Below are 11,109 nucleotides of genomic sequence, written 5' to 3' on the forward strand. Positions count from 1 at the left end.
AAATCCCTCACCCAAAATGTTGTATGTTCTTGCCTTCAGGCTACCAAACAGGGCCAAAAGGTCAAACGAAAACAGCGTCTCCCAAGGCGTTCTCAGTCCAACAGAGCCTGAAATTCGCGCCACTCGCCCTTGCTCATGCCGGAAGACTCCTGGCTCACGTCTTCGCCCTTGAGCATCCGCTTGATCACATCCAGCGCCTTGCCGCTCAGGTTGGCCCCACCCATGCGGTAATCCTCAAACGCGCTGTAAGCCGCCGGCACCCAATCGGCCACAACCTTGCAAATCGCATCGGCATACACCCTGATCTCGTATTGCGCATGGGCGTCAGCGCGAAGGCGCAGGAAATGCAGCAGGTTGTGCAGATCAACCTTCCAGTACCACTGCGTATAGATATTCGCGGGCAGGTTCATCCGCGCAAGCTCGCGCGCAAGGTTGTCAGGCTCGCCTTCCTTGCCGATCATCTCTTCATAATGGTCATAGCAGCGCGCCGCATCACCTTTCAAAATCTCGAGCACCCGCGCCGAGGCTTCTGCCGAAAGCGGCTCGCCGCGGCCCTGATTGTTAACGACCGATTGCGCCGCAAGCTGCTCGGGCTGGGGGATGTAAAACTCACGGTCCAGAATGGAATAGCGCGCAGAGTATTCATTCACATTTGCTGTGCGGTGGCGGATCCACTGCCGCGCCACAAACACGGGCAGCTTCACATGCAGCTTGATTTCGCACATTTCGAACGGCGTGCTGTGCCAATGCCGCATGAGGTAACGGATCAACCCTTCGTCGTTCTGCACACTCTTCGTGCCCTTGCCGTAACTCACCCGCGCGGCCTGACAGATCGCAGCGTCATCGCCCATATAGTCGATCACGCGGATGAAGCCATGGTCAAGCACAGGGTATGCCTTGTAAAGATGCGCCTCCATGCCCTCGCTCACCGCGCGCAGCGTAGGCGCGGAGGTGCTGCGCAATGTCTCGATTTCGGCCTGCTGTTCGGGTGTCAGAGACATCTTGGCATCCTTCTTATGTGTCTATGAGTCGCTGCACACTATATCTTGCGAATGCCCGACAATGAAACACTAGAAACCGCGCTAAAATGCAACGGACACCGTTTCATCGCCTCAAGACCCTTTGCATTGATTGACAAAAAAGCCCCGAAGAACGAATCTCACAGAAAAATACGTGTGCGAGGGCAAGTCATCATGAAACGTTTTATCCCGGCTCTGGCCGTTATCGGCATGCTTACGGCTTGCAGCGGCGACGGAACCAACCCGTTTGACAACACCGATACAGATACAGGTGATGGCAGCACAGGTGGCGAATCCGGAATTCCGGCAAGCCTTACAAAAGATCTTGATGGCATCAACTACAATGCAGCTGACAACACACTCACTGTCACAGGCATTACCCTCACGTCTGGCCAGGCAACAGCCACCTATGATCGCAACGCGGCGCTTGATACCGCAGGATACCATGCCTACACCACTCAGGACGATGAGCTGGATCGGCATTCCATCGCCTTGGTTCAGCAATCCGGCAACAGCGGCAGCGTTCGTGCGGGTGCGGTGTAAACGGGTGGTCAATTCAACCGCTTCTTTTATGGCGGGTATTACGAGCGCGATGGCAACTTTACGCCTCCAACGTCAGGTCAAGTCAGCTATGCAGGCACATATGCGGGCCTGACAAACCTTCAGGTCGGCGGTGATCTTATTCCCGTAACCCCGGGCACGCCTGTCGAGCTCATGCCGGGACAGGCCGCAAGAACCGAAGGTAATATTTTTCTGAATGTTACATTCGGCGAGAACAACAACGCCATCAACGGTTCGGTTTATGACCGCTCCATCGTCGACACAGGACAAGCCCTGCCCTCGATCGTTTTGGTTGCGACAGATATTGCAGCAGACGGCACATTCCTTGGTCAGGTCGAATATGATGGAATCTTGAACAACAATATCGGCGACTATGGCGGGATATTCGGCGGACCAAACGCAGAAAGCGTTGCAGGTGTTGTAAGCCTCGAAGAGTTTGACAACGATACGCTTGGCTTCGACAACGAGCTCGAAATAGGCGTCTTTGTGCTCGATCAATGCGGAACGCCCGATGCGATTGATCCGCTTTGTGCCAATGTTAACCCTTGATGACTAAGAGGCTTCTCAAAAAAGCCCTGCTTGCCAAGTTTCTCATTTTGCTCACATGCGCTTCTCTGGCACGCGCCTCAGACGAGAAAAGCTCAACGCTTACCCTTCAAGAGGCACGGGCAACAGCCAAGGCTGCGCTTCAAAGCGGGCAATACGAACTCGCTCTGAAGTTGGGTCAAGGACTCCTGCTTGCAAACGCGCAAGACGGAGAGGCGCACTACATCGTTGCCGTCTCAAAAGCATCGCTGGGCGATGTAAAAGGCGCGCGCACCTCCGCAAGAAAGGCTTTCAGGCACGCAAAAGCAGCCGACGACAGCTTCTTCGCCAGCCAAACCGCCGCCCAACTCGCCTTGAGGGACAAAAAATACACCGCCTCGCAATACTGGCTCAGGCGCTCACTGGCACATGCCCCCCAACGAGCGCTTGCGCAACCAGACCATCAGCGACTTTCGCCAGATAAAGGGCCTCAAACCTGTCTCCTTTTCGGGCAATTTCTCCATCGCCCCTTCCGATAATGTAAACTCCGGCACAGATGACCCCTACCTCATCATAGATGGCCTGCCCGCTGTCGGCATTTTGAGCGCGTCTTCAAGGCCGCTGTCGGGAGTCGTCGCGCGGGCCAACGTCAGGTTCAGCTATCGTCTTGCCCAAAGCGAAAAATCCCGCCTTCAGCTCAACGGGCGTATCTATCACCGTGAAGTCATGCTTTCGAGTGCCGCCAAAGCGACAGGAGTTTCCAATGATGAGCTCTCAAGCGCCACATACGAGCTTGGCCTTTCACAAATACACATAGGTAAAAACGGCAGTTTCAACCGCTACGGGCTTGAACTCGGCCGCAACTTTTCCGGCCGCTCAGCGCAAAATGATTACGCAAGGCTCTCCTTCTCCCACACTTTCCGCCCCGGCGATGCCGACAGCCTCACCCTTGGCGCAAGCTACCGCCATATTCGCTACAATACCGCCTTCCTCAACAGAGCCAGCCAAATCGAGTTGCGCGGTGACTACCACCGCAAGTTAGCGTCGGGTGATACCCTCCAGTCTGGCCTCATTCTGGGCCAGACAGACAGTGAGCGCGGCAATGTCAGCCAGTCGTCCGCCACCGCTTATCTCACCTACGGTTTAGGCCAAAAAGTCGGTCCCGCCGAAGTCAGCGTCACGCTCGGTGCCAAATATGCAGACTATCCACGCTTCTTTATCGGCTTTCTCGAAGCACCCGGAGGGCGGCAGGACACCGCGCTTTTCGGCACATTGGACCTGCGCCTTGCCGATTTTGAAAAAGCAGGATTTGTGCCGACAGTCTCGCTGCAACTCAACAAAACCAGTTCCAATATCAGCCGCTACGAGACAGATGGCGCCTCCATAGCGATCGGTTTTTCATCCAGCTTCTGAGCTTTCTCACAGCCCCCCTTGAGGCTGTGGCAGTCTGCGTTACACTGCTCCGAAAAAGGAGCTTCGGATGCAAGTCAAATACCTTCACACAATGGTCCGCGTAAAAGACCTCGATGCATCAATACGGTTTTTCGAGCTGATCGGTCTCGAGAAAACCCGCCAGATGGACAGCGAGGAAGGCCGCTTCTCGCTCATTTTCATGGCCCCTCCGGGACAGCACGAATGCCCCGTAGAACTCACACACAACTGGGATGGCGACGAGGGCCTGCCCTCCGACAGCCGCCATTTCGGCCATCTCGCCTATGAGGTCGAGAACATCTATGACATGTGCCAGCACCTCATGGAAAACGGAGTGCTCATCAATCGCCCCCCGCGGGATGGCCGCATGGCCTTTGTGCGCTCACCCGACAATGTGAGCATCGAGTTCCTGCAAGTTGGCGAGCCTCTGGCCCCCGCCGAGCCTTGGGCCAGTATGGAAAACACCGGTCACTGGTAATGCACCGCACGCTGGCAGCCCTCGCATTTTGCCTCGCACCCCTCGTGGCGCAGGCCCAAAACGAAGGCTGCCGCCTCGCTCTCGTGCTGGCGATAGATGTCTCCTCCTCCGTCGATAAGGGAGAATACGCCCTGCAAAAGGGTGGGCTGGCCTCGGCCCTCATCGCCCCCGATGTGGTCCGCGCCTTTCTGGCCTCGCCCCGCCCTGTCGCACTCAATATCTTCGAGTGGTCGGGCCGCTACAAACAGGTCAGCGTGCAGGATTGGGTTCTGATACGCTCCCGCGCCCACCTGCGCGCCGTGGCTGAAAGCATCGTCCGTTTCGAGCGCAGCCAGACCGAATTTCCAACAGCCATGGGCTACGCCCTCGGCCATGCCGCCACCCTTCTGGAGCGCGCCCCACCCTGTGACGCCAGAACCGTCGATATCTCGGGCGATGGCATCAACAACGAAGGCTTCGGCCCGCAGCGTGCCTATAATGCCTTCAATTTCGCGGGAGTCACCGTCAACGGCCTCGTCATCAACGGTGCCGATCATGAGGGTGAAACCGATCTCATCTCCTTTTATCAAACCGAAGTGTTGCACGGCGCGGGCGCTTTTCTTGAAGTGGCGCAAGGCTTTCGCGATTTCGAGCGCGCCATGGCCCGCAAGCTCGAGCGTGAGGTCGCGCCGGGGCTCGTCGGCATCGCCCCCGCAAACGAAACGGACGCACCACTGCCGATGCGCCCTGCCCGTCTGCCTCTGCCTCGGTAAAACGGTGTATCAGTAAATATAGCGTATCTGGTCGCCCCAGTAGCGCTCCATCCGTTTCAAGGCACTGGTAATATCCTCCAGCCCGGCATGGCTCAGCACCTGTCGCTTCACCAGCCCATCGGCATGTCGTGCAAACAGATCCGCCACGACCGAATGAATCTTGCGGCCCTCAGGCGTCAGCTTCACCCGCACAGAGCGGCGGTCAATCTCGCAGCGCTGATGGTGCATATACCCCATCTCCACCAGCTTCTTGAGGTTGTAGCTCACATTGGAGCCCTGATAGTATCCGCGTGTCTTAAGTTCCCCTGCGGTCACCTCGTTGTCGCCAATGTTGAAAAGCAACAGCGCCTGCACCGCATTGATTTCCAGAACGCCCACGCGCTCGAACTCGTCCTTGATCACATCCAGAAGAAGCCTGTGCAGACGCTCGACAAGTGCGAGCGCCTCCAGATACCCCGACATGAAGCTGGCCTCAGCTCCGTTTCCTACTTGCATTTGAAAGCTCATTCTTTGTCTCCGTCGAAACTGCTCGAGGAGGAAACTGAACCAAAATGCCGAAAAATCGGTTAAACACAGGGTAGAATTGCTAAAATGCAAGACACATAGATGGTTTTCACAGCGCCCTAACGCGCATCAACATGCTGTGCAATTTCGTCAATCAGGCCGGAAAACCCTTGTGGAGCTGGTATTTGCCCGCTGACCCACTGGTATAAATCATGGTCGTTCTCTTCCAGCAGGTTTTCGTACAAATCAAGCTTGTCCGCGCTCAAATCCGCCAGTCTTGCCTCGGAAAAGCGCATCAGAATGAGGTCCATCTCTTTGATGCCCCGCCGCATCGAGCGCATTTTGAGCCGTTTCAGGCGCACATCCCGGGTCTCGCCACTCATCTCAATCAACCCAGGTGCGCAGCTTTTTCTCCAGCGCTCCAAGCCTGTTGGCCGTGCGCAAGGAGCGCGCCTTCAAATCAACGATTTCAGCCAAAATCTCGTTCATGTCCTTTTCCTCGCGGGAGATAACCTGCTCGGGGTCAACCCCCTCGCCTGTGCCCTCCAGAAGCCACATCATCGAAACATTCAACATTCCCGCCAACATGCTCAGCTTGTTGGCGCGCGGCTCGGCCATATCGTTTTCCCAGTTCTGAAGCGTGACAAGCTTCACACCCAAACGCTTGGACAGTTGCTTTTGGTCCATACCTGCCGCCTCACGTGCGCCAGCCACACGGTCACCGAAAGTGGATGTTTCCGGATCAAACCAATCCTTGCTCTGCTCTTCAGACATATCTCTCCTATTCCGCCGATCTTTCTTGATCAGCCTTGCTCTGCAACCTAAGACTTATGCGACCCAATGCAAACTAGGTTTATGCTTATGTCCTTCCTGTCCAAGACCCTTTCCCGCGTCAAACCGTCACCCACCATCGCCATCAGCACAAAAGCAGCCGAGCTGAAGGCTGCGGGGCAGGACGTCATCAGCCTCTCCGCAGGCGAGCCGGATTTTGACACGCCCGACCATATCAAAGCCGCCGCGATCGCAGCGATCAATGCAGGCAAAACCAAATACACAGCGCCTGACGGGATGCCGGAACTCAAGCAGGCAGTCTGCGACAAGTTCAAGCGTGACAACGGGCTTGAGTATACGCCCAAGCAGGTCTCCGTCGGCACAGGCGGCAAGCAAATCCTCTACAATGCCCTCATGGCCACCCTCAATGAGGGCGACGAAGTCCTCATCCCGGCTCCCTATTGGGTCAGCTACCCCGATATGGTCCTGCTCGCAGGCGGAACACCCGTCATCGCCCCCGCCAAAGCCGAGAACGCCTACAAGCTCATGCCGGAAGAGCTCGAAGCCGCCATAACACCCAAAACCAAATGGTTCATCTTCAACTCGCCCTCAAACCCCACAGGCGCGGGCTATACATGGGACGAGCTCAAAGCGCTCACAGACGTTTTGCTGCGTCACCCCCATGTCTGGGTCATGTCCGATGATATGTATGAATTTCTCGCCTTTGATGATTTCAAATTCTGCACCCCCGCCGAAGTCGAGCCCGCGCTCTTTGATCGTACCCTCACCTGCAATGGTGTCTCCAAAGCCTATGCCATGACAGGCTGGCGCATCGGCTATGCAGCAGGCCCCGAGCCGCTCATCGCCGCCATGCGCAAAATCCAGTCGCAAAGCACGTCAAACCCCTGCTCCATATCGCAGTGGGCCGCGCTTGAGGCGTTGAACGGCACACATGATTTCATCCCCGAAAACAACGCCGTTTTCACCCGCCGCCGCAACCTTGTGGTCAAAATGCTCAACGCGTGTGAAGGCATCACCTGCCACACGCCCGAAGGCGCGTTTTATGTCTACCCCTCCATCGCAGGGCTGATCGGCAAGACCGCCCCCTCAGGCGCTCTTATCGATACAGATGAAGCCTTCGCCACCGCACTATTGGAAGAAACCGGCGTCGCCGTGGTCTTCGGGGCCGCCTTCGGCCTCAGCCCGGCCTTCCGCATCAGCTACGCCACATCCGATGAAGCACTGGTTGACGCCTGCACCCGTATTCAGGCATTCTGTGCGTCACTGACCTAGAGGAACAACGTAACACATGGTCGCCGAACTCCCGCCATATTATTTCCGCGTCCGTGACAACGGCGCTTTCGTGTTTCGGGTTGATACCGAAAACCGGCAGCGCCGTATCGAAATGGACCAGATCGCCGTGGTCAATATCCGCAACGGCGAGATCAAGCCTCATGGCGGGCGTGAACTGACCCGCGAGGATATCGCAGCCATCGAGCAATGGATGGAAGAGCGCACCCGCCTTCTCGCCTACCGCGACATTGATGATATCCACCGCGCGGTGGACTATCTCAACATCACAACCCAATGGGCGCAATCCAAAGCAACAGATGAACAGCTTGAAGCCGTGACAGATGATTTGCTCTTGGCCATGCACGACCTGCGCACCATGCTTGTGCGCAAAAAAGCGGACCGCTTGATAAACAGCTAGGCTCTTGGCGCTACGCAATGCCCTTCGGCTGCCAGCGCAAAAACCGCCAGATCAGCAGCACAGCCGCCACAGCCAGCCCGATCGCAAGGCCAAGCCAGATGCCCACACCCCCGAGGCCAAATGTAATACCCAGCAGATAAGACACAGGCACGCCGACGATCCAGTAAGCGACACCGGCAATCACCATCGGCACGCGCGTGTCCTGCACGCCGCGCAAAATCCCGAGCGCCATCACCTGCGCCGCATCCACAAGCTGGAACAGCGCCGCCGCGGCCAGCAATCCAACCCCGATCAGCATAACCGTGGCGGTATCAGGGTCAGTCGGATCAAGGAATGCGCCCAGCAAAACCTCGGGCAAGGTGAGAAAGACAATCACAGTGACCACAGCCACAACAATCGACATCCCGAAGACAGTGTATCCGCCGTGGCGCAGTGCCGCGATGTCACCGCGCCCATAGGCCCGCCCCGCGCGCACCGTGGCCGCGTTGGACAACCCCAGATGCACCATAAACGCCAGTGATGTCACCTGAAGCGCAATCCCGTGCGCCGCAAGCTGGAGCGTGCCGAGCCAGCCCATCATGACAGAGCTCGCAGCAAACAGCCCCACCTCGGCCAATGATGTGATCCCGATAGGCCAGCCCAAGCGAAACACCTCGCCAAAGGCCTCCCAATCGGCGCGCCAGAACCGCACAAAAAGCTGGTGCTCGGGCGTTGCCCACTGTGCGTAAGCCACGATCAGAACAAACGAAAGCACCTGCACCACAAGCGAGGCCCAGGCCGCGCCCTCAATGCCGAGTTCAGGCGCGCCCCAGTTGCCGAAAATCAGCATGTAATTCACCAACGCATTGGCAAAAACAGCCGCTATAGTGATCCAGAGCACAGCCTGCGTTTTCTCCAATGCGGCCAAGAAGCTCTTCAGCGTCATCACCATGAGCGCGGGGAAAATCCCCCAGCCCGCAATCATCAGATAGTCCGCGCCCAAAGCCGCCAACCCGGGCTCTTGCCCCAAAGCCAGAAGCACAGGCTCCGCAAAGATAAAGATAGGCATGACCAGAACGCCGAACATGATCGAGGCCCAAAGCCCCATCCGCGTCACGCGTCTGGCCTGACGCTCATCGCCCGCGCCTTCTGCCGAGGCGACCTTGGGCATCACCGCCCAGGCAAAGCCCGAGCCAAAAATGAAAAAGACAAAGAAAATGGTCCCGGCCAAAACCTGTGCCGCCAAAGCGTCAACGCTATACCAGCCCAGCATGACAGTATCGATGAGTGTAATCATCATCTGCGCCACATGGCTGCCCACCAAGGGCAAGCCAAGCACCAGATAAGCCTTGATATGATCGCGCGTCGTTCCCTGCATGAAAACAGCCTTACGCCGAGGCGCAAGGCGGGGCAAGCCTTCTGATCTCGGGGTCGTGCCCAAACGCGCTGCGCACGCTGCGTTAAGTAAATTTCCGTTAACAAAAACCGATTCAGCCGGTGCACGGGGTGTGCACGCCTTGTGCACGTATATCACCCCCCTGTTTCCGACGTTTCCAAAAAGGTTAACGCCCGAAAACGCCGCCGCCACAGGGCCTTAACCCCAGTGTGCTATGGCCTTTGAGCTAAGGCCTGTCGCGATAAAAGACGGTGAGCCGAATATTCTCGACATGATCGGTGCACACCTGATTGCTGCTCAATGTCCCACTATTCGTCCCGACAAAATACAACCCGAAACGGCGCAAACCCAAGCTGCTGTCATCCACCATCGCTTGCAGGGCCGTCACCGCCCGTGCATCAAGCTGCATAGTCGCCGCGCCCCGCGATTTGCCGACAAACTCAACAGCCGGATTGGCCGCCAGAAACCACTCGTTCAGCCGTACCTCACGCCCCTCGATCTGCAATCCCGAAAGCATCGTCGTGGCTGGCGGATTGGAAAGATCAGGTGTTCTTTGCGGGAAAAACGGGGTGCCAATCACCCAAAACACATTGTCGAGCATCCCGACACCCGTTGTGCTCCTGCGGCATCCAAGGACCCCGCCGTCCGCATCTGGCGCAGGGCTGATGCGATAGGCCAGAAGGGCACTGGTGATCTCGCGCCGTGCCCCGTCAGGAGGCCCTCCTAGAGCGCTCAGATCAAAGCCAGCATATCCGTTCATCCGCCGCAAAACATCCTCGCGGCATCGGTTGTTGGCCCCGCTCACCCGATGCCCGACGATCAGCACATCCTCCGCCAGCCCGTTGTATTGCCCGTCCCCAAGCCCCGTGGCGTCAACTCCACAAAAGACATCGGTGCCCGGGTCTGCTGTCATTTGCTGAACAATCTGGAAGCGCGCCGCAGGCGCAGATGTGAGTGATCGGAGACCGTCCAGATCACAGCCGCCCACTGTCAGACAAAGCAGCAATGCACCCAGTTTTTTCATGATGGCCCTCTCTTTCACAAAACAGCCTTGCAGCAGCCTCGATGGTAGAGCACGAGAAGCTTACCCTAGGTCAATAATGCTATTCTGTAAAGAACGGCTGGCCTCGCAGAACCATACAGGTTGAGTTCGCTCCCCGTATGCGCTTTAGAGGCGGCGTAGCGTTGACGCTACGCAACCCAACCAATGACAGGCCTTCATGTCCAAAGCTCTTACGCCGATTGATCCGCGCCCGATCAGGCTGCTCAAACGCGCCCTGCTCTGCCTCACAGGCCCGTTCTACTTCCTCTATATCGGCTTTGTGCCGCTCCTCTGCGCGCGCCGCAAAGGCTTTCGTGGCTGGTATTGGCGCGCCGTCAAACGGGCCTGCTCACGGCTCCTCTGGCTGCTCAGCATCCGCGTTGAAATATCGTCCGCCGACAAGCAAGCCCTTGCCGAAGATGAAAACAGCCTCATCGTCATCAACCACCGCAGCCACCTTGACGGCTTCACGCTGATGGACGCTGTGCCGGACGCGAAATGGTTTACCTTCGCCGCCAAGAAAGAGCTCTGCGATGCGGCCCTGCTCAGCACGGGTTTCAAAGGTGCAGGGCTGGTCGAGATTGACCGTTCAAGTGGCAAGATCGCTATGGAAACGCTCACACAGGCTGTGCAAACCATGCCTGCCCGCCGCTCCGTTGTGCTCTTCCCCGAAGGCACACGCGTCAAAAGTGCCTCCCTCGGCAGCTTCAAGGCAGGCGCCGTTGTCGTGGCCCGCGAAACAGGCCGCAGCATCCGCCCCATCGTTATCCTGAATTCCGACACACTCCTGCCGCACGGCAAATTCGCCCCTTCAAGCGGAACCGTAACGCTTAAGGTTCTGCCACCCTTTGAGTGTAATTTGTCTGTCTCGGTGGAAGAAGACCTCGCCCGCCTTCACGCGACAATGGCAGAGGTGTTCGACGCAGGAGCCTAAAGGCAG

14 protein-coding genes are annotated in these 11,109 nt (G+C 57.3%); 8 read left to right on the forward strand and 6 right to left on the reverse strand.

All coding sequences use genetic code 11. The annotated features are described in order from the left end of the window. Window positions 1–92: 92 nt before the first annotated feature. Window positions 93–1,001, reverse strand: a complete 909-nt coding sequence (gene thyX / locus OE750_RS09230) for an FAD-dependent thymidylate synthase (protein ID WP_263763803.1) — start codon at window positions 999–1,001, stop codon at window positions 93–95. A gap of 192 nt (window positions 1,002–1,193) precedes the next feature. On the opposite strand from thyX, the gene OE750_RS09235 reads away from it, so the two are divergent. From OE750_RS09235 to OE750_RS09255, 5 genes are all read left to right on the forward strand, one after another. Continuing rightward, a complete protein-coding gene (locus OE750_RS09235) occupies window positions 1,194–1,562 on the forward strand; it encodes a hypothetical protein (protein WP_263763805.1) in 369 nt (122 codons plus the stop codon). 171 nt (window positions 1,563–1,733) lie between these two features. Continuing rightward, entirely contained in the window at window positions 1,734–2,129 is a 396-nt protein-coding gene (locus OE750_RS09240; RefSeq protein WP_263763807.1) for a hypothetical protein, read from the forward strand. Between the two features lie 405 nt (window positions 2,130–2,534). Beyond that, window positions 2,535–3,518, forward strand: a complete 984-nt coding sequence (locus OE750_RS09245) for a hypothetical protein (protein WP_263763809.1) — start codon at window positions 2,535–2,537, stop codon at window positions 3,516–3,518. A gap of 67 nt (window positions 3,519–3,585) precedes the next feature. Beyond that, a complete protein-coding gene (locus OE750_RS09250; protein WP_263763811.1) occupies window positions 3,586–4,014 on the forward strand; it encodes a VOC family protein in 429 nt (142 codons plus the stop codon). Then, the gene (locus OE750_RS09255; protein ID WP_263763813.1) at window positions 4,014–4,766 is read left to right on the forward strand and encodes a DUF1194 domain-containing protein; all 753 of its coding nucleotides are present in this window, start codon (window positions 4,014–4,016) and stop codon (window positions 4,764–4,766) included. The genes OE750_RS09250 and OE750_RS09255 overlap by 1 nt, the downstream gene beginning before the upstream one ends. A 9-nt stretch (window positions 4,767–4,775) precedes the next feature. Here OE750_RS09255 and OE750_RS09260 read toward each other — a convergent pair whose 3' ends face one another. The 3 genes from OE750_RS09260 to OE750_RS09270 form a co-directional block, all read right to left on the reverse strand. Further along, on the reverse strand, window positions 4,776–5,273 hold the full coding sequence (locus OE750_RS09260) for a MarR family winged helix-turn-helix transcriptional regulator (protein WP_263763815.1): 498 nt from the start codon (window positions 5,271–5,273) through the stop codon (window positions 4,776–4,778). Window positions 5,274–5,389: 116 nt separating this feature from the next. Then, complete coding sequence (locus tag OE750_RS09265; protein WP_263763817.1) at window positions 5,390–5,653, reverse strand: succinate dehydrogenase assembly factor 2; 264 nt, start codon at window positions 5,651–5,653, stop codon at window positions 5,390–5,392. A gap of 1 nt (window position 5,654) precedes the next feature. Beyond that, the gene (locus OE750_RS09270; RefSeq protein ID WP_263763819.1) at window positions 5,655–6,044 is read right to left on the reverse strand and encodes a helix-turn-helix domain-containing protein; all 390 of its coding nucleotides are present in this window, start codon (window positions 6,042–6,044) and stop codon (window positions 5,655–5,657) included. An 87-nt stretch (window positions 6,045–6,131) separates the two neighbouring features. Between OE750_RS09270 and OE750_RS09275 the strand changes: the two genes are divergently transcribed. Further along, the gene (locus OE750_RS09275) at window positions 6,132–7,334 is read left to right on the forward strand and encodes a pyridoxal phosphate-dependent aminotransferase (RefSeq protein WP_263764043.1); all 1,203 of its coding nucleotides are present in this window, start codon (window positions 6,132–6,134) and stop codon (window positions 7,332–7,334) included. Window positions 7,335–7,350: 16 nt separating this feature from the next. Further along, window positions 7,351–7,752: a hypothetical protein gene (locus OE750_RS09280; RefSeq protein WP_263763821.1), complete on the forward strand. Its 402-nt coding sequence runs from the start codon at window positions 7,351–7,353 to the stop codon at window positions 7,750–7,752. Between the two features lie 10 nt (window positions 7,753–7,762). Here the strand turns inward: OE750_RS09280 and OE750_RS09285 are convergent, their stop codons facing one another. Together OE750_RS09285 and OE750_RS09290 are read right to left on the reverse strand one after the other, a co-directional pair. Next, window positions 7,763–9,109 carry an MATE family efflux transporter gene (locus OE750_RS09285; RefSeq protein WP_263763823.1) on the reverse strand — a complete coding sequence of 449 codons (1,347 nt, stop codon included), beginning with the start codon at window positions 9,107–9,109 and terminating at the stop codon, window positions 7,763–7,765. A gap of 244 nt (window positions 9,110–9,353) precedes the next feature. Continuing rightward, a complete protein-coding gene (locus tag OE750_RS09290; protein ID WP_263763825.1) occupies window positions 9,354–10,151 on the reverse strand; it encodes a hypothetical protein in 798 nt (265 codons plus the stop codon). Window positions 10,152–10,347: 196 nt separating this feature from the next. On the opposite strand from OE750_RS09290, the gene OE750_RS09295 reads away from it, so the two are divergent. Next, window positions 10,348–11,103, forward strand: coding sequence for a lysophospholipid acyltransferase family protein (locus tag OE750_RS09295; protein WP_263763827.1), 756 nt, complete (start codon window positions 10,348–10,350; stop codon window positions 11,101–11,103). Window positions 11,104–11,109 lie beyond the last annotated feature (6 nt).

It is taken from the genome of Lentibacter sp. XHP0401, from assembly GCF_025751535.1.
GTDB lineage: Bacteria > Pseudomonadota > Alphaproteobacteria > Rhodobacterales > Rhodobacteraceae > Lentibacter.

Coding starts and splice junctions, on each gene's coding strand:
- OE750_RS09275 (WP_263764043.1), top strand. CDS start 6,132: ATGTCCTTCCTGTCCAAGACCCTTTCCCGCGTCAAACCGTCACCCACC.
- thyX (WP_263763803.1), bottom strand. CDS start 1,001: ATGTCTCTGACACCCGAACAGCAGGCCGAAATCGAGACATTGCGCAGC.
- OE750_RS09255 (WP_263763813.1), top strand. CDS start 4,014: ATGCACCGCACGCTGGCAGCCCTCGCATTTTGCCTCGCACCCCTCGTG.
- OE750_RS09250 (WP_263763811.1), top strand. CDS start 3,586: ATGCAAGTCAAATACCTTCACACAATGGTCCGCGTAAAAGACCTCGAT.
- OE750_RS09240 (WP_263763807.1), top strand. CDS start 1,734: ATGCCGGGACAGGCCGCAAGAACCGAAGGTAATATTTTTCTGAATGTT.
- OE750_RS09285 (WP_263763823.1), bottom strand. CDS start 9,109: ATGCAGGGAACGACGCGCGATCATATCAAGGCTTATCTGGTGCTTGGC.
- OE750_RS09245 (WP_263763809.1), top strand. CDS start 2,535: ATGCCCCCCAACGAGCGCTTGCGCAACCAGACCATCAGCGACTTTCGC.
- OE750_RS09290 (WP_263763825.1), bottom strand. CDS start 10,151: ATGAAAAAACTGGGTGCATTGCTGCTTTGTCTGACAGTGGGCGGCTGT.
- OE750_RS09280 (WP_263763821.1), top strand. CDS start 7,351: ATGGTCGCCGAACTCCCGCCATATTATTTCCGCGTCCGTGACAACGGC.
- OE750_RS09265 (WP_263763817.1), bottom strand. CDS start 5,653: ATGAGTGGCGAGACCCGGGATGTGCGCCTGAAACGGCTCAAAATGCGC.
- OE750_RS09270 (WP_263763819.1), bottom strand. CDS start 6,044: ATGTCTGAAGAGCAGAGCAAGGATTGGTTTGATCCGGAAACATCCACT.
- OE750_RS09235 (WP_263763805.1), top strand. CDS start 1,194: ATGAAACGTTTTATCCCGGCTCTGGCCGTTATCGGCATGCTTACGGCT.
- OE750_RS09260 (WP_263763815.1), bottom strand. CDS start 5,273: ATGAGCTTTCAAATGCAAGTAGGAAACGGAGCTGAGGCCAGCTTCATG.
- OE750_RS09295 (WP_263763827.1), top strand. CDS start 10,348: ATGTCCAAAGCTCTTACGCCGATTGATCCGCGCCCGATCAGGCTGCTC.